This is a genomic window from Brucella pseudintermedia, from assembly GCF_008932435.1.
GTDB lineage: Bacteria > Pseudomonadota > Alphaproteobacteria > Rhizobiales > Rhizobiaceae > Brucella > Brucella pseudintermedia.
The window spans coordinates 121877-139933 of record NZ_WBWE01000009.1 but is presented as its reverse complement, the minus strand read 5'-3'; the positions used below and the strand labels follow the sequence as shown (position 1 = coordinate 139933).

The following is an 18057-nucleotide window of genomic DNA, read 5'->3' as shown; positions in this document are numbered from 1 at the left end:
TCACTCCTGTGATGTCTGTGACGATTGAGTGTCCGTACCGGCGGTTTCTGCCGCGGCAGGCTCGGCTGCGGGGGCTGATGGAGGCGCAATCGTGACCGGTTTCAGCTTCGAAGCCGGTATTTCGACGGTGATCTCGCGCGTGGCGGGCTCCACGAAATTGGCAAGCGCATACATCGCGCCATAGACGATGGCGATGGCAAGGGCGAGAAAGGTGACGAGGCGCGTCAGCGTTGGCATTCATCCCTTATGCTGTGGCATTTGGACGAAAGCAAGGAGGCCGACGAAAGAGGGAACAACTGTCCAATCCCGCAAAAAAAGCCGCACTTCCGGTTCTGCACGCCTTCAAAACGATCAAAGCAATTGACGTCGTCCCGTTTTTCATGTGGAACCAGAGCAAATGGACGAGGACAATGGGCAGTACGGCAAAACAAAACAATCTACATGAGAAAGCGGCGCTGATCCGCGATCTGCTCGGTTCAAAAGTCGTGGTGCTTGTGGGGCTGATGGGCGCGGGAAAATCCACCGTCGGGCGCAAGGCGGCAAGCCTTCTCGGATTGCCGTTTCGCGATGCCGATACGGAGATCGAAGCGGTTTCGCGCATGACCATTCCCGAACTGTTCGAAGCCTATGGCGAGGTCGAGTTCCGTGATCTTGAACGCCGCGTCATCATGCGACTGCTTGAAGACGGGCCGATGGTTCTGGCAACCGGCGGCGGAGCCTATATGAACGCCGAAACGCGCGCCGCAATTGCGCGTGCCGGCGTTTCTATCTGGCTCAATGCGGAAATCGATATTCTGATGGAGCGGGTCTCGCGCCGCCAGAACCGCCCGCTTTTGAAAAACAGCGATCCGCGCGGCGTCATGCTGCGACTGATGAATGAGCGTTATCCCGTCTATGCGCTGGCCGATCTCCAGCTAATGACGCGTGACGACAAGAAGGAAGTGATCGCCGCCGAACTGCTCGATGTTCTGGCCGGACATCTCGAAAGATCAGAGGCTTAAGGGCTGTCAAACCGACAGAACCGGTAATGTCCTCGCATGTATTGGAGACTACGCATGAACGCGCCTTCCATCGCCGGTGTCACCACCGTTCCCGTGTCGCTTGGCGACCGCTCCTATGATATCCTCATCGGCAAGGGACTGGTTGACCGTGCGGGCGAGGAAATAGCGAAGCGCCTCAGAGGCGTGCGCGTGGCTGTGGTGACAGACGAAAATGTCGCCAAGGCCCATCTTGAGCGCCTGACCGAAAGCTTCGTCAGGGCCGGTATCGATGTGACGCCGGTGATCGTTGCGGCGGGAGAGAAATCAAAATCCTTTTCCACGCTGGAAACCGTAACCAATGCCGTCCTGGCGGCGCGACTGGAACGCGGCGATGCGGTGGTGGCATTTGGCGGCGGCGTGGTCGGCGATCTTTCCGGCTTCGTTGCCGGGATCGTGCGGCGCGGCATGAATTTCGTACAGATGCCGACCTCGCTGCTGTCGCAGGTGGATTCCTCCGTCGGGGGCAAGACCGGCATCAACACCGCCCACGGCAAGAACCTCGTCGGCGTTTTCTATCAGCCGCAACTTGTGCTGGCCGATACGGATGTGCTCGATACGCTGAGCCCACGTGAGTTTCGCGCCGGTTATGCCGAAGTTGCGAAATATGGCCTGATCGACCGCCCGGACTTCTTCGGATGGCTGGAAAGGAACTGGCAGGAAGTTTTTTCAGGCGGCGCGGCGCGGATAGAAGCTATCGCTGAATCCTGCCGTTGCAAGGCGGCGGTCGTGGCCCGTGACGAGCGCGAAACCGGCGACCGTGCGCTTCTCAATCTCGGCCATACGTTCGGCCATGCGCTGGAAACGGCAACCGGTTACGATTCGACCCGCCTCGTGCATGGCGAGGGCGTCGCCATCGGCATGGCGCTGGCGCATCGCTTCTCGGTCAAGATGAACCTCTGCGGCATCGAGGAGGCGGAGCGCGTCGAAGCGCATCTGAAGGCTGTCGGCCTGCCCCATCGGCTGTCGGATGTGCCGGGCGGATTGCCACCGGCAGAAAAACTGATGGATTATATTGCGCAGGACAAGAAAGTGGCGCGCGGCGCGCTGACCTTCATCCTGACGCGCGGCATTGGCCAGTCCTTCATTGCAAAGGACGTACCGCCGACGGCCGTGCTGGAATTTCTGAAAGACCGTCTAGTGGATTGAATTGACGTTTGAATTCCGACTGAATTAGATGCTGTTTCAAATGTCAAATTCGAAAAATCCACTAGATACCAAATAAGAGGACAAGGCGAATGGCTTTTGGGCTCTGGGTCATGTGCGGCATCATCCTGCTCTGCGTCATTCTCTCGGCGTTTTTCTCAGGCTCCGAAACGGCGCTGACCGCCGCGTCACGGGCCCGCATGCTTACGCTCGAACATAATGGCGACGAGCGGGCCGGGCTGGTCCAACGCCTTATCAGCCGCCGCGACCGGCTGATCGGCGCGCTTCTGATCGGCAACAACCTCGCCAATATTCTGGCTTCCTCGATTGCCACCAGCATCTTTTTGAACCTATTCGGCGATGCGGGCGTCGCCTATGCCACACTGGCGATGACGATCATTCTGGTCATCTTCGCTGAAGTGCTGCCGAAATCCTGGGCGATTTCCGGTCCCGACCGTTTTTCGCTGGCGGTTGCGCGCGGCGTATCGCTTGTCGTCCTGATCCTCGGTCCGATTTCCAGTGCCGTGAACTGGATCGTGCGCGCGATTCTCAAGCTCTGCGGCGTCAATCTGGCGGCAGGCCGTTCCATGCTGAGCCCGCAGGAGGAACTGCGCGGCGCGGTGGAGGTGCTGCATCGCGACAAGTCGCTCATCAAGGAAGACCGCGACCAGCTGGGCGGCCTCCTTGACCTCAAGGAACTGGAAGTCAGCGACGTGATGGTGCACCGGACCTCGATGGGCACTGTCAATGCCGATGCCGCGGCGGAAGAGATCGTGCGCGATATCCTGGCGAGCCCGCACACGCGCATGCCGCTCTGGCGCGACGATATCGACAATATTGTCGGGATCATCCACACCAAGGACCTGCTGCGCGCGCTCTACGATGTCGACAATGATTTCACCCGCATCGACATCATGAAGGTCGCGCGCAAGCCGTGGTTCGTGCCCGACACGACGACGTTGCAGGATCAGCTCGACGCCTTCCTCCGTCGCAAGGCACATATCGCCATCGTCGTCGATGAATATGGCGACGTGCAGGGACTGGTGACGCTGGAGGACATTCTCGAAGAGATCGTCGGCGATATTGCCGACGAGCACGATATCGACATGCAGGGCGTTCGCCTGCAGCCGGACGGCTCGGTGATTGTCGACGGTTCATTGCCGATTCGCGATATCAATCGCGCGCTCGACTGGCATTTGCCGGATGAAGAAGCGACCACTATTGCCGGTCTGGTCATTCATGAGACCCAGACGATCCCAGAAGTAAAGCAGGCTTTCACCTTTTACGGGAAACGGTTTTCCGTGCTCAAGAAGGAAAAGAACCGCCTGACGCGCTTGCGCATCGTGCCGCTCGACGCCGACGGGAAACCGGCCCCGATTGTTGCGGCGCTGCCCCGCTGACAGGATAATTCAGCGACGCGTGGCTTCGCCGGGAGCCGAAGGCTCAATCGCCAGCGCGTGGACACCGCTCTCCAGCTCTTCCTTCAGCAGTGCATTGATGGAGCGGTGACGCTCGATGCGGCTCATTCCGGCAAAAGCCTCGGCAACGATGCGGATGCGGAAATGCGTTTCGCCGGTGCCGTCATAGACTTCGTGATGACCGCGATCTTCATGGTGATGCCCGGCGTGGAGATGGCTTTCATTGATGACTTCAAGCCGTTCGGGAGCAAAAGCCTTGGTCAGTTTCGCTTCCATCGCGCTTTGTTTGCTATTGTGAATGGACATTTGAGCCACTTCTCCCCATATAGACGCTGTGCCTCATATAACGTTGCTTCGGTGGCAAAAGGTGGGGCAAATCCGCACAGGAAAGCGCTCTGCTTCAAAATTTCGCCCAGTTGAAATGGCCAAAAGCCCGACCGGACGAAATGTCAATTCTTGTTCAGCAACTGATAATCCGCATAATTCGATTCGATGACAACGAACTCAAAATTTTTCGACAGTATCCGCATCAAGCCCAAGAAGACCGCTGAAGCGAAGTCTTCGGCACCCTGCTGCCAATGGGACGGTTGCGACAAACCGGGCACGCATCGCGCGCCGGTGGGGCGGATGCGTGAAGGCGAATATTTCCGCTTCTGCATCGACCATGTGCGGGAATATAATAAGAATTTCAATTATTTCTCCGGACTTTCCGATGGCGATATCGCGAAATTCCAGAAGGATGCGATAACCGGTCATCGCCCGACCTGGTCGACGGCGGCAAATTCGACGGCCAATGCACGCACCTCGCCCGACATGGCGAAGATGCGTTCCGGTTCGGCCTCCTATCACAACCGCATTCGCGACCCCTTCAACCTTTTCAAGGAAGCCAAGGGTCATGCGCCGGGCCAGAAGGCGCAGCGCAAACCGCGCACGCTGGAGATCAAGGCGCTCGCCACACTCGGTCTTGAACCAAATTCGACTGGCGATAAGATCAAGGCGCGCTATAAAGAACTGGTAAAACAGCACCACCCGGATGCGAACGGTGGTGATCGCGGATCGGAAGAGAGATTTCGCGATGTTATTCAGGCTTATCAATTGCTCAAGCAGGCAGGTTTTTGCTAAAGCCTGTTTGGGACTGAAAGGCTGGCTATGGAGTTGTCGCCGACGGCTCCGACGGACATTCTTCTGCCGCGCCGATGCGTGGATGCAAGCACGGATGCCCGCAACGAATTACGGAAGGGGCATACCGTCCGGCTCGCCGGAAAAACATGCCCGCGGATGAAAGTTGCCGGTCGGCAGCTTGCCGGTATCAATACGCGGCCGGTCGCTGCCTGCCGCTCTGGAGGCATGATGAACAAGGTTGAGCGGGATATAGCCAATTTGCCGGATACGACGGTTTCGGTACGCGAAGTGTTCGGGATCGACTCCGACATGACGGTGCCGGCCTATGCGGCGGGCGATTCCTATGTGCCGGAGCTTGATCCGGATTATCTTTTCGACCGTCAGACGACGCTCGCGATTCTCGCAGGCTTTGCCTACAACCGCCGCGTGATGGTTTCGGGCTATCACGGCACCGGCAAATCGACCCATATCGAGCAGGTCGCGGCCCGCCTCAACTGGCCTTGCGTGCGCGTCAACCTCGACAGCCATGTCAGCCGTATCGATCTCGTCGGCAAGGACGCCATCGTGGTCAAGGAAGGCGTGCAGGTTACCGAGTTCAAGGACGGCATCCTGCCCTGGGCCTATCAGCACAATGTGGCGCTGGTGTTCGACGAATACGACGCCGGCCGCCCGGACGTGATGTTCGTCATTCAGCGCGTTCTGGAATCCTCGGGCCGCCTGACGCTCCTCGACCAGAGCCGTGTTATCCGCCCGCATCCGGCCTTCCGCCTGTTCGCGACCGCCAACACCGTCGGTCTGGGCGATACGACCGGCCTCTATCACGGCACTCAGCAGATCAACCAGGCCCAGATGGACCGCTGGTCCATCGTGACGACGCTGAACTATCTGCCGCACGATAACGAGGTGGCCATCGTTCTGGCCAAGGCCAAGCATTATCAGAATGCCGAAGGCCGCGAGACCGTGAACAAGATGGTGCGCGTTGCCGACATGACCCGCCAGGCTTTCATCAACGGCGATCTTTCGACCGTCATGAGCCCGCGTACCGTCATTACCTGGGCTGAAAATGCTGCCATTTTCGGCAATGATATCGGCTTTGCCTTCCGCCTGACCTTCCTCAACAAGTGCGACGAACTGGAACGCGCGACGGTGGCTGAATTCTATCAGCGCGCTTTCGGCGTGGAACTGCCGGAATCGGCAGCCAATATCGTTCTCGCTTGATGCGGAAGAAGCCTGCCGCCTGATCAGGTCCGGCGGCAGCGCACTGTCTGATGCGGGGGCGATAGGTTTCGCCCTTGCCTGAAAGCGAAGTCAGGATGGGCATATGTCGGGCCAGAAATCAGCAATAGGCGATAATTCGCGCGAGCGGAAACCGGGACCGGTGGATTCCGAACCGTTCAAGCGCGCTCTAACGGCTTGCGTCCGCGCCATTTCCGGCGAGCATGAGCTGGAAGTGGCGTTCACCAATGATCGCCCGGCCTTGAGCGCCAATCGCGCCCGCCTTCCCGACCTGCCGAAGCGTCCGACCGCGCATGATATCGCCGTCACGCGCGGTCTTGGCGATTCCATGGCGCTGCGCCAGGCGCGCCACAATCCGCGCATTCACGCCAGCCTTGCCCCGGAAGGCAAGCAGGCGCGTGCGATCTACGACGCGGTTGAGCAGGCGCGTGTCGAAGCCATCGGCGCGCGCGCCATGGCAGGCATGGCGGATAACCTCTCCACCATGCTGGCCGACAAATATTCGAAAGCCAATTTCTCTGCCGTCACCGCCAAGGAGGACGCGCCGCTTGAGGAGGCCGTGTCGCTTCTGCTGCGGGAAAAGCTGACCGGTCGGGCCGCTCCTGCGGAAGCAGGCCAAGTGCTGGAACTGTGGCGCGACTGGATTGAGCAGAAGGCCGCCGCCGACATTGCACGGCTTGGCGATAATCTCGAAGATCAGCAGGCTTTTGCGCGCACGGTTCGTGACATGCTGGCCTCCATGGATATGGCGGAAGAGCTGTCGCAGGAAGAACCGAGCGACGAGGAAGAACAGAACGACGAGCAGACGCCGGATTCCGACGAGAACGAGGAAGGCGGCGACGAGAGCCAGGAAGGTTCCGATTCTGCTGAAAGCGAGGAATCCGACGATTCGAGCGACGAAGGCGAGCAGGGCGAAATGGATGCCGCCGATGCTTCCGCTGACGACATGGACGACAGCGAGGATATTGACGCGGAAACGCCGGGCGATACGCGCCGTCCGAACCAGCCTTTCGCCAATTTTGCCGAGCATGTCGACTACAAGGTCTTCACGCGCGAGTTCGATGAAGAGGTCGAAGCCACCGATCTTTGCGATGAGGCGGAACTCGATCGTCTGCGCGGCTTCCTCGACAAGCAACTGGCCAATCTGCAGGGCGTGGTGGGGCGTCTCGCCAACCGCTTGCAGCGCCGCCTGATGGCGCAGCAGAACCGCTCGTGGGATTTCGATCTGGAAGAGGGCTATCTCGATTCGGCGCGTCTAGTGCGCATTGTCATTGATCCGACGCAGCCCCTTTCCTACAAGCAGGAGCGCGATACGGATTTCCGCGATACGGTCGTGACGCTGGTGCTGGACAATTCCGGCTCCATGCGCGGCCGCCCGATCACGGTTGCCGCGACCTGTGCCGATATTCTCGCCCGTACGCTAGAACGCTGCGGCGTGAAGGTAGAAATTCTGGGCTTCACCACCAAGGCATGGAAGGGTGGCCAGTCGCGCGAAGCGTGGCTTGGACGCGGCAAGCCCGCCAATCCGGGCCGCCTTAACGATCTGCGCCATATCGTCTACAAGAGCGCCGATGCGCCGTGGCGGCGTTCGCGGCGCAATCTCGGCCTGATGATGCGCGAAGGGCTGTTGAAGGAAAACATCGATGGCGAGGCGCTGATCTGGGCGCATCAGCGGTTGCTGGGCCGGCCTGAGCAGCGCAAAATTCTGATGATGATTTCGGATGGTGCGCCGGTCGACGACTCGACGCTCTCCGTTAATCCCGGCAACTATCTGGAGCGGCACCTGCGCGCTGTGATCGAGGAAATCGAGACGCGTTCGCCGGTGGAACTGATCGCCATCGGCATCGGCCATGACGTCACGCGTTATTATCAGCGCGCCGTCACCATCGTCGATGCGGAGGAACTGGCGGGCGCCATGACCGAGCAGCTTGCCTCGCTGTTCGAGGAGCAGGGTGCTGCGGCTTCGGGCGAGGGCAGACGGCGCGCTGGTCGGCGATAAAATAAAAGGGGCCGCCGGACCCCTTCAGATTGATTACAAACCCCTCGATTTTGGCGGCAGTCAAAAATGAGGGGCTTGATTCCAATTTGTTCACGTTTTGAATCTGTGACGTTCCGTGAATCTGAGGTCATTTTGACCCTGCCGGGAGGTTTGTCAGCAGCCTGAAGGGGCCAGCGGGCCCATTTCTTATGGCTTCTCCGCTGTAATCCGATTTGGGGCGTAAAGCGCCGGGGCGAAGACGGCGAGGATTGCTCCATAGGGAATGAGCATCAGCGTTCCCATGATGACCTTCACGAAAAAGTCGCCGAAGGCGAGCGAAGCCCAGAGCGGCACGCCGAGGCCGAGGAAGGACGCCGGTTCGACAAGCGACGAATCGGGCATTCCCGTGAGCGTGTCGATCCACGCAAATCCGGCTGCGAAGGCAATCGAGAAGAACAGAATCGTATCGAGCACCGAGCCGAACATGGCGGCGGCAAAGGGAGCCTTCCACCAGGTCTTGCGGCGCAGGCGGTCGAAGACAGTAATGTCCATCAGCTGTGCGAAGAGGAAAGCGGAGCCCGAGGCAATCGCGATGCGCGGGGTTGCCAGCCAGATCGACATCACGACGCCCAGTACGAAACCGGCATAGACCACTTTACGCGCCGCGGCAGGGCCGAAGCGGCGATTCGTCAGGTCATTGACCAGAAAGGCGACAGGATAGGTGAAGGCACCGTAGGTCAGCACTTCCCCGAGGCCGAAATGCTGGAACGGATATTGGACAAGTATGTTCGACGCGGCAACCGCCACGCACATGGCCAGTATCGCAGGCATAAGCCGGGAATAAGAACGTGTCTCGATTGACATTTTTTTATCCTGGGTGATGGAACCAGCAAAAAAGGCCGACAGAAGCCGGCCTTTTTTGTCAAATCATTTGGCCGAAAGCTTAGGCAGCAGCTGCTTCAGCCTGCTTCTTGGCGATCTGGCGCTTCAGCAGGCGAGCGCGCTGCGAGAGTTCCTTGTCGTCAGACTTGACGAGGAACGCATCGAGACCGCCGCGATGCTCAACCGAACGCAGGGCGTTGGCGGAGACGCGCAGACGATAGCTCTGGCCGAGCGTTTCGGAGATCAGCGTAACATTGCAGAGGTTCGGCAGAAAGCGGCGACGCGTCTTGTTGTTCGCGTGGCTGACATTGTTGCCGTACTGGACCGACTTGCCGGTCAATTCACAAGCGCGGGACATTTTGGTCTCACCTTCAATTACGTTCTTTTCAGGCCCCGACCCGAATGTCCGAATTCAAGCAATCAACGCAGTTTGATGCTGCTGGCGCGCGATCTCGGACAGGCGGCCTATTGGGAAAGTCGCGTTTCTATAGTGACAGCAGCCGTTGCAGTCAAGTGAGATTCCGTATCCATCGCGCAAAGACGCGGTTTTCCGGCTTTCGCATGGTCTTCACGAAAGCTTGCAATCATAACTTCGCCGGTTTTGCCTGTTGCACAGATACTGTATCGAAGAATCCCACGCAACTTTTCGGCGTTCCAATGTGGTTGAAAACCGATATTGGAAAAGCTGGCGGAAGGAATGTCGAACATGATCGAAACGTCGCATGCGTTGAAAACTGCTCGAAACCGTCTGGCGCGTTGCATCGTCCCGACCCTTGCGGGACTCGTGATTGCCGGGTCGGCGATTGCGAGTGGACCAGCCAGAGCCGACGATCTCTACCGGACCGAGTACGATATTTCCATTTTCGGGCTTTCCATTGCACGATCCGCTATAGAAACTACGGTCAATGGCGCGAATTACAATCTCAATGGCCGGTTTCTGACTTCCGGTCTGGCGCGGGTGTTCGATGATACGGACGGCACCGTTCACGTTACCGGCAGCGCCGTCAGCGGCAAGGTCGTGCCGAAGAGCTTCGATCTGGCCTATAAGCATGGCCGCAAGAACAAGAGCACTACCATTCGCTTCGCCAATGGCAATGTGGTCTCGGCTGAAAACCAGCCTCCAGTGAAAAAGCGCGACCCCTGGGTGGAAACCTCGCCGCAGGACCTGCAGAATGTCAGCGATCCGCTGAGCGCGCTCATGATACCGGCAAAGAATGGCCGCGCAGTCTGCGATCGTTCGCTGAGCGTCTTCGACGGCCAGACCCGTGCGGAGATCAGGCTTTCCTTCAACGGTACCGAATCGTTCACGACCGATGGCTTTACCGGCGAATCGGTCATCTGCTCGGCGAAATTCATCCCGATTTCCGGTTATCAGAAGGGCAAGAAGGCCATCGATTACCTCAGCAATCGCAGCCGGATGACGATTTCCTTCGCCTCGCTTGGTAATTCCGGCATCTATGCGCCCGTGGTGGCGCGGATCGGCACGCAGATCGGCACGCTCAAGATCCAGGCTACCCGCTTTTCCAAGGTGAACTGACGGTCTGGGCTCCGTTCACAGCTCAGTGCGTGTGATGCGCGCATTCCTCGTGGTTGCCGAGGATTTCGATCACGCGGCACTGGTCGATGCGGCCATGGGCCGTGCATTCCAGCATGCGCTGCAATTCCGTCTTGAGCGAGAGCAGTTTTGCGATGCGGTGCTCCACATCGCTCAGGCGCGCGCGTGCGATGGCATCGGCTGCCGCGCATGACTGGTCGGGATTGTCCTGAAGATCGAGAAGCGTGCGGATGGCATCCACTTCGAAACCGAGATCGCGGGCGTGACGGATGAAAACGAGCCGCTGCACATCGTTGCGGTCATAAAGGCGGCGATTGCCTTCCGTGCGCGGCGGCACCGGCAGAAGGCCGATCTGCTCATAATAGCGGATTGTCGGCACCTTCACGCCGCTAGCCTTCGATGCTTCGCCGATTGCTACATTTGTGATCATTTTGCGCTTGCTCCTCTAGTCACTAGCGGATGTAGACCTTGCTCAACATAATTCAAGAGCAGTGCTGAAAAGAGCAGATCATGAGTGAAACACAGAACCAGATTCGCTTTCGCATCGACGGCATGGATTGCGCCTCCTGCGCAGCCAAGATCGATACGGCTGTGCGGCGGGTAGGCGGCATTGAGGATGTGTCGGTGTCGGTTACGACAGGCATGATGACCGTCAGCCACGATGGAACAAGCGATCCCGACAAGATCGCAGGCAAGGTCCGCAGCCTCGGATATGGCGCGGAGCTCATCGCCCCGGACAAGGCCGCAAAGGAAAAAAAACTGACGAAGCATGAGCATTCGCACGATCATTCTCACCACGACCACGACCACGACCACGACCACGACCATAGTGCGTACGGCGGCGACCACGGTCACCGTGATCACGATCATGAAGCCCACGGCAAAGAGATTGCCGTGACGGCCAACAGTTTCCGCTTTCAGGTCGACGGCATGGATTGCGCCTCCTGCGCGGCCAAGATCGATACCGCCGTGCGCCGCTTGCCGGGCGTGACGGACGTGTCTGTCTCGGTGACCAACGGTGCGATGAACGTCAATCACGACGGAACAGCGAAGAGCGATGAAATCGCGGCCAAGGTGACGGCGCTCGGCTACAAGACCACGCTTGCCGGAAAAGCCGCCGCCGCCGGTTCCGCCCCGAAGGCGAGCGCGCCGAGAAAGCCTGTGCCGTGGTGGCGCTCGAAAAAGGGCCAGATGATGCTGGCCTGTGGCGGCGGGCTGGTCGCGGCCTATATTGCCGGGCATCTCTATCCGGCGATTGAGTTATGGGCGTTTACGGCGGCAATGCTGATCGGCCTCCTGCCGATTGCCAAGCGCGCCTATATGGCTGCCATCAACGGCACGCCGTTTTCCATCGAGATGCTGATGACGATTGCCGCCATCGGCGCGATGTTCATCGGCGCGACCGAGGAAGCCGCCGCCGTTGTGTTCCTGTTCCTCGTCGGTGAGCTTCTGGAAGGCGTTGCCGCCGGTAAGGCGCGCGCCAGCATTCAATCCCTCACCGCACTGGTGCCGAAGACCGCATTCCTTGAGAAAAACGGGACGACTTCGGAAGTTGCCGCCAACAGTCTGGCTGTCGGCGACGTAATTTCAGTCCGCCCGGGCGACCGTATGCCTGCCGATGGCGAAATCCTGACGGGCGAAAGCGCTGTCGATGAAGCGCCTGTCACCGGCGAAAGCGCGCCGGTCGGCAAGGCTGAAGGCGACATGGTTTTTGCAGGCACGATCAATGGCGACGGTGTGCTGCGGGTGCGGGTCACAGCCGCCGCGCAGGACAACACCATCGCCCGGGTCGTGCGGCTGGTGGAAGAAGCGCAAGAGGCCAAGGCCCCGACCGAGCGTTTTATCAATCGTTTTTCCACCTATTACACGCCGGGCGTGGTCGTCGTGGCGGCGCTCGTCGCCATCCTGCCGCCGCTCGTTGCGGGTGCCGACTGGAATGAATGGATCTACAAGGGTCTCGCGATCCTTCTGATCGGCTGCCCTTGCGCGCTGGTCATCTCAACGCCTGCCGCCATCGCAGCGGCTCTTTCGTCGGGTGCGCGGCGCGGCCTTCTCATGAAGGGCGGCGCGGTGCTGGAAACCATCGGCAAGATTACAGCAGCCTGCTTCGACAAGACCGGGACGCTGACCGAAGGCAAGCCGAAGGTGACGGATGTGCTTGCGGGCGATCTGTCCGAGGACGAGGTGCTGCGCCTTGCCGCGTCCCTGGATGCAGGCTCGAGCCATCCGCTGGCATTGGCGATCGTCAGTGCTGCCGAACAGCGCGGCCTGAAACCTTCCCCCGTTACCAAGGGCAAGGCCCATGGCGGTAAGGGTGTATCGGGTATGGTCGGCGAGAAGGACCTCTTTTTGGGGTCGCGCCGTGCGGCCAATGATATTGCCGCCATTCCCGATGTATTGGCCGGTCGCATTGCCGCCTGCAATGACGAGGGGAAGACGGTTTCCGTGTTGGTGGCCAACGGCAAGATCGCCGGTGCAATCGCCATGCGTGACGAACCCCGCGCCGATGCCATTGTCGGTTTGCAGGAGCTGAAAAGCGCCAATATTCGCACGGTCATGCTGACCGGTGATAATCGCCGCACCGCAGAAGCTGTCGGACGCGATCTCGGGATCGAGGTGCGGGCCGAGCTTCTGCCGGAAGACAAGCAGCGTATCGTCGGCGAATTGCGCAAGGAAGGGCTGATCGTCGCCAAGATTGGCGATGGCATCAACGATGCGCCAGCGCTGGCTGCCGCCGATATCGGCATCGCCATGGGCGGCGGTACCGACGTGGCGCTGGAGACGGCTGACGCAGCAGTCCTGCACGGACGGGTTGGCGACGTGGCGGAAATGGTGGATCTTTCCAAGCGAACCATGCGCAATATCCATCAGAACATTGCCATTGCGCTTGGATTGAAGGCTGTCTTTCTGGTGACCACCGTTCTGGGCATCACCGGCCTCTGGCCTGCAATTCTGGCCGATACAGGCGCAACCGTGCTCGTGACGATCAATGCATTGCGATTGTTGAAACAGTAATCTGCCTTGCGGAAGGTAACTTGTACCAAAGCTCGACGCGGGCAATGCATCGAGCTTTGGTATTATCAAAGCTTATGCTCTATTATCATGCAATAGCGCTCTGTTTTTCAAAATATTTCTCAACCAAAGCATAAAGAATAGCTACTGTTTCAATGTCAGCTTTTCCACTATAGTCTTTTTGACGAAAATGAAGTTGAAAAGCGCGTATTAGCTTTTGATATCCATCCGGGCTTGATGCATCCTTGACATTATAGCCGTATGTTTTCAATTTAGAAACTATGTCTGACTGGTTTGGAAGACCTTGTTTGGAAAATTTATCAATATATTTTTTCTTTATACTATTGTCATACCATGCTCCGATGCCTGCTTTATAGAGGTCTTCCCAAGGGAAAGCTGCACCTGGATCGCTCTTCCGTCCGATCGCAATATCAGAATGTCCAACAATATGCGTTGGAGTGATCTCTGGATAACGCTGTATGATAATAGCACATAACTGTATCACGGCTTTAATCTGTGACGAATCATAGGGTGGGAAAGTAAACTTTCCATGTTCTTCTGAGGCAAGGTTGACGATTTCAATACCAATTGAAGTGTCATTGATATTTTCACGATTGCTCCAAGCGCTTAACCCGGCATGCCACGCTCGCTGTGCCTCATCGACAAGATTGAATATTTTAATATCTTTAAACCCTGCATCAATGTATGTTTGATCTTTTGGATCTGGAACAAGATAGTGAGAACTAACATCTTGTCCTGTTAACTCCTCAATAGAAACTTTAAAATTCTGAGCGGTGTAGTGCAATACAAGAAATCGAACGCGGGAATTAAAACTATTTATCGATCTATACGTATTATAATCAATAAAATACATAGCATTTTCCTTGTAAATGTATACTAATATATTATTTATAAACTAAGAGTTTTTATAAATAATGCAATTTGCATTATCGCTTAGAATTTGTCTATTTTATGATAGTTTATCCGTTATATTAATGAAATTATGATATTTCCAAATAAAAATTGGTAAATACATTTCAAAAATTGTAATAGTATAGTAATAAACTAAAATATATTGTGTCAATATATGCAAGAGTTTGTGATCTGACCGATGTGAAGCGAGGCTCGATAAGATATGCTTAAAAAAAATCCATATGTCCGCATCGCCGAACTTTGATGTCATTCTCCAATCAGGACGCGGATGCGCTCGCTATATTGCTTGCCGAAGGCAAGATGTTCGGGATTGATGTCCTTTAATTCGTCCACCAGCTGCGGCTCGCTCTCGGCGTCAGCCGCGGCAAGACTGCTCATAAGGGCGAAATAACCCAGAATATAGTCGGACGGCGTGATGTTCTGGGCTCTCAGCACTTCCACGACCTGGGGGCGGGTTTCGATGCTTTTCACCATCTTGTCGAAGGACGGCGTGGCATCCTGTCCTTCCTCTTCCGTCGCCGAGAGTTCCATGCCGCCGAGTTGTTCCTGCACCTTTTCCATGCGCGACAGGAAATCTTCACTGAGCTTGAAATTGTTGATTTCGGCAGGCGTCTGCTTCGGTGCGACGTCGAGCAGTAGGTCGTCGGCAAACGCGACGCCGGTTGAAACGGGCAGGGCGATAAGTGAAAGGCCGAGGAAAACGGCGCTGCCTGCAATCTTGAAACGGGAAAACACCGTCATTTTTCTATCCTCGAACTATGGAACGATTCGCGCTCTCAAATAGCAATAACATATGTCAGAACATATCCTTGCGCTTGCGGATTTCGGCGAAAACGGCCTCGTCGGGCGCATCCTGCAAGCCGAGGCGGCTGCGAATGCCGGCATCATGCCAGCGTAGGAAGGGGTTAGTCGCCATTTCCAGCGCGATGCTTGACGGCAATGTCATGCGATCGGCAGCACGCAGCCTTGCAATCTCGGCGGCGCGCTCTTTGAGAGCGGAATTGGCCGGGTCGATGGTGAGCGCAAAACGCGCATTGCTTTCGGTATATTCATGGCCGCAATAGACCGCCGTGTCGCCGGGAAGCGCAATTAGCTTCTGCAGCGACTGGAACATGGTGAGCGGCGTTCCCTCGAACAGCCGTCCGCAGCCAAGCGCGAACAGCGTGTCGCCGGTGAAGACGGCCTTTGCTTCCGGCAGATAATAGGAAACCTCGCCTGCGGTATGGCCCGGTGTCGCAATGGCCTTCACGCGGAAAAGGCCGAATGTGAACTCGTCGCCGTCCTGCACGGTCCGGTCGATGCCGGGAATCTTCGTTTCTTCGGCTTTTGGGCCGATGATGCTGACACCGTATTTCGCCTTCAGCGTTTCATTGCCCTCGACATGGTCGAGATGGTGATGGGTGGTGAAGACGAAATCGAGCGTCCAGCCGCGCCGCTGCAGCGCGGCCTCGATTGCTGCCGCGTCGGGCGCATCGATGGTGGCGGTCAGCGCACTTTGGGGATCGTGAATCAGGACGCCGTAATTATCGCTGCGGCAGATGAACTGTTCAATTTCAAGCCGTGGTGCGATCCCGTTCATGGTGCCTGTCCTCCCGTTGCTATGCAGTCTTGTTGTCTTCCGTCAGTGAATGCTTCTGGATAAGCGGCATTTGTAAAAGCGTGAAGACAATGGTGATGGGCATAATGCCCCAGACCTTGAACGATACCCAGGCATCGGTCGAGAAATTTCGCCAGACCACTTCATTGACCACGGCGAGGAAGATGAAGAACAGGCCCCAGCGCAGCGTCAGCTTTCGCCAGCCCTCGGCATCGAGGCGGAAGGCCGAATCGAACACATAGCCGAGCAGGGATTTGCCGAAGAAGAGGCCGCCGAGCAGGATTACGCCAAACAGCGTGTTGACGATGGTGGGCTTCATCTTGATGAAAGTGTCGTTGCGCAGCCAGAGCGTCAGCGCGCCGAACACCAGCACGACGATGCCGGAAACGAGCGGCATGATGGGCAGTGTGCGCGTCATCGACCATGAAATGGCAAGCGCAATCACCGTCGCGGCCATGAACAGGGCGGTGGCGAGAAAGATCGGCGCACCGATGGAGGCCAGCACCGGAAAGTGCTCGATCAGGCTTTCTCCACGCGCATTGGCGAAGAAGAAGACCAGAAGCGGTCCCAGCTCTAGCGCCAGCTTCAGGAGCGGCGGCACTTCCCGGCGCTCGGCTTCGCTTTTCTGCGACGGGTCGCGTTCGAAAACGGGATGCTCCATCAGGCAACTCCTGCGATGGCGCGGGCAAAATCCTTGGCCGCAAAGGGTTCCAGATCGTCGACGCCTTCGCCGACGCCGATGAAATAGATCGGCAATTTATGCTTGGCCGAAATCGCGACCAGAATGCCGCCGCGCGCGGTTCCGTCAAGCTTGGTCATGACGAGGCCGTTGACGCCCGCGATATTCTTGAAAATCTCGACCTGATTGAGCGCGTTCTGGCCAGTGGTGGCGTCAAGCGTCTGCAGCACCGTATGCGGCGCTTCCGGGTCGTGCTTGCCCAGCACGCGCACGATCTTGGCGAGCTCGTCCATCAGCTCGGCCTTGTTCTGCAAGCGTCCGGCCGTATCGATGATGAGAACGTCGCTGCCCGCTTCCTTGGCCTTTTCCCACGCATCATAGGCAAGGCCAGCCGCGTCGGCGCCGAGTTTGGAGGAGACAACCGGGGAGCCGGTGCGCTCGCCCCAGATATGCAACTGCTCGATGGCTGCAGCGCGGAACGTATCGCCAGCCGCCAGCATGACCTTGAGGCCGCCCGCGGTGAGCTTTGCGGCAAGCTTGCCGATTGTCGTGGTCTTGCCGGTGCCGTTGACGCCGACGACGAGGATCACATGCGGCTTGTGCGACAGGTCAAGCTCCAGCGGCTTGGCCACCGGACCCAGAACTTTCTCGATTTCCGCGCCCATGATGGCGCGCACTTCCTCACCCGTCACGTCCTTGCCGTAGCGGCCCGAGGCAAGCGCGTCGGTAACGCGCATGGCGGTTTCAAGCCCGAGATCGGCCTGAATCAGCACGTCTTCGAGATCCTGCAACGTGTCGTCATCAAGCTTGCGCTTGGTGAAAATGCCGCCGATGGATTCGCTGAGCGAACTGGATGAGCGGGCAAGCCCGCGACGCAGGCGCTCGAACCAGGAAAGCTTTGGCTCCGGTGCGATCTCGACAGGCGCTTCCTCCGCCGTTTCCTCGACCGCCTTGGTAACTTTTACCTTTTTCGGCTTCACGGGCTCTGGCTGACGTGCGGGTTCGACCGCTTCCTCCACAATGGGTGCATCAGCAGCTTTTGCGACTTCGGGCGGTTCAGGCTCGGCAACTGGTTCCGGCTCGGGCCCGACAACAGGCTCGACAATAGATTCTGGCGCAGGGGCCTCGACCACGATTGGCTCCATCACTGGAGGCTGTTCAATCGGGATTTCAATCTCGGCTACCGGATGCTCCGGCTCTGCCTTTTCTTCCGCAACCGTTTCAGAGGCAGGCTCTTCAATCGGCTCAGGCTCACTGGCGATCACGGGCGCTTCCGGTTCGGAAACGACCGCTTCAACGACAGAATTTTCGGTTTCCTTGGGCGCTTCGGCAGCTTCAGGAAGCTTTGTTTCCAAAGCCGTTTCCACGGCATCGGTCGCTGGTTGCTCGACCGGCTTTTCCTCAACCTCCTTCTTGCCGAAGGAGAACATTTTCTTGATGAAACCGATTGCCATTGTGTCGC

At 57.8% G+C, this 18057-nt stretch carries 18 protein-coding genes; 8 read left to right on the top strand and 10 right to left on the bottom strand.

Annotated elements, in window-relative coordinates; all coding sequences use genetic code 11:
* Entirely contained in the window at positions 1 to 237 is a 237-nt protein-coding gene (locus tag F9K78_RS13220; RefSeq protein WP_121984968.1) for a hypothetical protein, read from the bottom strand.
* A 173-nt stretch (positions 238 to 410) separates the two neighbouring features.
* Here F9K78_RS13220 and F9K78_RS13215 point away from each other — a divergent pair, with 173 nt between their 5' ends.
* The 3 genes from F9K78_RS13215 (at position 411) to F9K78_RS13205 (ending at position 3583) form a co-directional block, all read left to right on the top strand.
* A complete protein-coding gene (locus F9K78_RS13215; protein WP_121981395.1) occupies positions 411 to 1001 on the top strand; it encodes a shikimate kinase in 591 nt (196 codons plus the stop codon).
* 54 nt (positions 1002 to 1055) lie between these two features.
* Positions 1056 to 2186 (top strand): 3-dehydroquinate synthase, encoded by a 1131-nt coding sequence (gene aroB, locus F9K78_RS13210; RefSeq protein ID WP_151682232.1) that lies wholly within the window; start codon positions 1056 to 1058, stop codon positions 2184 to 2186.
* A gap of 89 nt (positions 2187 to 2275) precedes the next feature.
* Positions 2276 to 3583 (top strand): HlyC/CorC family transporter, encoded by a 1308-nt coding sequence (locus tag F9K78_RS13205; protein WP_121984966.1) that lies wholly within the window; start codon positions 2276 to 2278, stop codon positions 3581 to 3583.
* A 9-nt stretch (positions 3584 to 3592) separates the two neighbouring features.
* Here F9K78_RS13205 and F9K78_RS13200 read toward each other — a convergent pair whose 3' ends face one another.
* Positions 3593 to 3907 (bottom strand): BolA family protein, encoded by a 315-nt coding sequence (locus F9K78_RS13200; protein WP_121984965.1) that lies wholly within the window; start codon positions 3905 to 3907, stop codon positions 3593 to 3595.
* A gap of 186 nt (positions 3908 to 4093) precedes the next feature.
* Here F9K78_RS13200 and F9K78_RS13190 point away from each other — a divergent pair, with 186 nt between their 5' ends.
* From F9K78_RS13190 to cobT, 3 genes are all read left to right on the top strand, one after another.
* On the top strand, positions 4094 to 4723 hold the full coding sequence (locus F9K78_RS13190; RefSeq protein WP_121984964.1) for a J domain-containing protein: 630 nt from the start codon (positions 4094 to 4096) through the stop codon (positions 4721 to 4723).
* A 228-nt stretch (positions 4724 to 4951) separates the two neighbouring features.
* Entirely contained in the window at positions 4952 to 5941 is a 990-nt protein-coding gene (cobS, locus tag F9K78_RS13185) for a cobaltochelatase subunit CobS (protein WP_121985008.1), read from the top strand.
* A 103-nt stretch (positions 5942 to 6044) separates the two neighbouring features.
* Entirely contained in the window at positions 6045 to 7958 is a 1914-nt protein-coding gene (gene cobT, locus F9K78_RS13180) for a cobaltochelatase subunit CobT (RefSeq protein WP_121984963.1), read from the top strand.
* 186 nt (positions 7959 to 8144) lie between these two features.
* Here the strand turns inward: cobT and F9K78_RS13175 are convergent, their stop codons facing one another.
* Together F9K78_RS13175 and rpmB are read right to left on the bottom strand one after the other, a co-directional pair.
* Positions 8145 to 8801, bottom strand: coding sequence for a queuosine precursor transporter (locus tag F9K78_RS13175; RefSeq protein WP_121984962.1), 657 nt, complete (start codon positions 8799 to 8801; stop codon positions 8145 to 8147).
* A gap of 79 nt (positions 8802 to 8880) precedes the next feature.
* Positions 8881 to 9177 (bottom strand): 50S ribosomal protein L28, encoded by a 297-nt coding sequence (gene rpmB, locus F9K78_RS13170; protein WP_112586719.1) that lies wholly within the window; start codon positions 9175 to 9177, stop codon positions 8881 to 8883.
* A gap of 348 nt (positions 9178 to 9525) precedes the next feature.
* Between rpmB and F9K78_RS13165 the strand changes: the two genes are divergently transcribed.
* Positions 9526 to 10356: a DUF3108 domain-containing protein gene (locus F9K78_RS13165; protein WP_121985007.1), complete on the top strand. Its 831-nt coding sequence runs from the start codon at positions 9526 to 9528 to the stop codon at positions 10354 to 10356.
* 22 nt (positions 10357 to 10378) lie between these two features.
* On the opposite strand, the gene F9K78_RS13160 is transcribed toward F9K78_RS13165, so the two are convergent.
* Complete coding sequence (locus F9K78_RS13160; RefSeq protein ID WP_121981172.1) at positions 10379 to 10804, bottom strand: MerR family transcriptional regulator; 426 nt, start codon at positions 10802 to 10804, stop codon at positions 10379 to 10381.
* 80 nt (positions 10805 to 10884) lie between these two features.
* Between F9K78_RS13160 and F9K78_RS13155 the strand changes: the two genes are divergently transcribed.
* Positions 10885 to 13389 (top strand): heavy metal translocating P-type ATPase, encoded by a 2505-nt coding sequence (locus F9K78_RS13155; RefSeq protein WP_151682231.1) that lies wholly within the window; start codon positions 10885 to 10887, stop codon positions 13387 to 13389.
* An 85-nt stretch (positions 13390 to 13474) separates the two neighbouring features.
* Here F9K78_RS13155 and F9K78_RS13150 read toward each other — a convergent pair whose 3' ends face one another.
* From F9K78_RS13150 to ftsY, 5 genes are all read right to left on the bottom strand, one after another.
* Positions 13475 to 14260 (bottom strand): N-acetylmuramoyl-L-alanine amidase, encoded by a 786-nt coding sequence (locus tag F9K78_RS13150; protein ID WP_121984960.1) that lies wholly within the window; start codon positions 14258 to 14260, stop codon positions 13475 to 13477.
* A 305-nt stretch (positions 14261 to 14565) separates the two neighbouring features.
* Positions 14566 to 15060: a hypothetical protein gene (locus F9K78_RS13145; protein ID WP_121984959.1), complete on the bottom strand. Its 495-nt coding sequence runs from the start codon at positions 15058 to 15060 to the stop codon at positions 14566 to 14568.
* Positions 15061 to 15115: 55 nt separating this feature from the next.
* On the bottom strand, positions 15116 to 15898 hold the full coding sequence (gloB, locus tag F9K78_RS13140) for a hydroxyacylglutathione hydrolase (RefSeq protein ID WP_121984958.1): 783 nt from the start codon (positions 15896 to 15898) through the stop codon (positions 15116 to 15118).
* Positions 15899 to 15917: 19 nt separating this feature from the next.
* The gene (locus F9K78_RS13135; protein WP_121984957.1) at positions 15918 to 16577 is read right to left on the bottom strand and encodes a septation protein A; all 660 of its coding nucleotides are present in this window, start codon (positions 16575 to 16577) and stop codon (positions 15918 to 15920) included.
* On the bottom strand, positions 16577 to 18049 hold the full coding sequence (gene ftsY / locus F9K78_RS13130; protein ID WP_121984956.1) for a signal recognition particle-docking protein FtsY: 1473 nt from the start codon (positions 18047 to 18049) through the stop codon (positions 16577 to 16579). Before ftsY ends, F9K78_RS13135 begins: the two co-directional genes overlap by 1 nt.
* Between the last annotated feature and the right edge of the window lie 8 nt (positions 18050 to 18057).

What these genes read in the sequence shown, in the direction of transcription:
- F9K78_RS13220 (WP_121984968.1), bottom strand. Translation starts at nt 237, where the DNA reads ATGCCAACGCTGACGCGCCTCGTCACCTTTCTCGCCCTTGCCATCGCC.
- aroB (WP_151682232.1), top strand. Translation starts at nt 1,056, where the DNA reads ATGAACGCGCCTTCCATCGCCGGTGTCACCACCGTTCCCGTGTCGCTT.
- F9K78_RS13155 (WP_151682231.1), top strand. Translation starts at nt 10,885, where the DNA reads ATGAGTGAAACACAGAACCAGATTCGCTTTCGCATCGACGGCATGGAT.
- ftsY (WP_121984956.1), bottom strand. Translation starts at nt 18,049, where the DNA reads ATGGCAATCGGTTTCATCAAGAAAATGTTCTCCTTCGGCAAGAAGGAG.
- gloB (WP_121984958.1), bottom strand. Translation starts at nt 15,898, where the DNA reads ATGAACGGGATCGCACCACGGCTTGAAATTGAACAGTTCATCTGCCGC.
- F9K78_RS13190 (WP_121984964.1), top strand. Translation starts at nt 4,094, where the DNA reads ATGACAACGAACTCAAAATTTTTCGACAGTATCCGCATCAAGCCCAAG.
- cobS (WP_121985008.1), top strand. Translation starts at nt 4,952, where the DNA reads ATGAACAAGGTTGAGCGGGATATAGCCAATTTGCCGGATACGACGGTT.
- F9K78_RS13145 (WP_121984959.1), bottom strand. Translation starts at nt 15,060, where the DNA reads ATGACGGTGTTTTCCCGTTTCAAGATTGCAGGCAGCGCCGTTTTCCTC.
- F9K78_RS13200 (WP_121984965.1), bottom strand. Translation starts at nt 3,907, where the DNA reads ATGTCCATTCACAATAGCAAACAAAGCGCGATGGAAGCGAAACTGACC.
- F9K78_RS13135 (WP_121984957.1), bottom strand. Translation starts at nt 16,577, where the DNA reads ATGGAGCATCCCGTTTTCGAACGCGACCCGTCGCAGAAAAGCGAAGCC.
- F9K78_RS13150 (WP_121984960.1), bottom strand. Translation starts at nt 14,260, where the DNA reads ATGTATTTTATTGATTATAATACGTATAGATCGATAAATAGTTTTAAT.
- F9K78_RS13215 (WP_121981395.1), top strand. Translation starts at nt 411, where the DNA reads ATGGGCAGTACGGCAAAACAAAACAATCTACATGAGAAAGCGGCGCTG.
- F9K78_RS13205 (WP_121984966.1), top strand. Translation starts at nt 2,276, where the DNA reads ATGGCTTTTGGGCTCTGGGTCATGTGCGGCATCATCCTGCTCTGCGTC.
- cobT (WP_121984963.1), top strand. Translation starts at nt 6,045, where the DNA reads ATGTCGGGCCAGAAATCAGCAATAGGCGATAATTCGCGCGAGCGGAAA.
- F9K78_RS13160 (WP_121981172.1), bottom strand. Translation starts at nt 10,804, where the DNA reads ATGATCACAAATGTAGCAATCGGCGAAGCATCGAAGGCTAGCGGCGTG.
- F9K78_RS13175 (WP_121984962.1), bottom strand. Translation starts at nt 8,801, where the DNA reads ATGTCAATCGAGACACGTTCTTATTCCCGGCTTATGCCTGCGATACTG.
- rpmB (WP_112586719.1), bottom strand. Translation starts at nt 9,177, where the DNA reads ATGTCCCGCGCTTGTGAATTGACCGGCAAGTCGGTCCAGTACGGCAAC.
- F9K78_RS13165 (WP_121985007.1), top strand. Translation starts at nt 9,526, where the DNA reads ATGATCGAAACGTCGCATGCGTTGAAAACTGCTCGAAACCGTCTGGCG.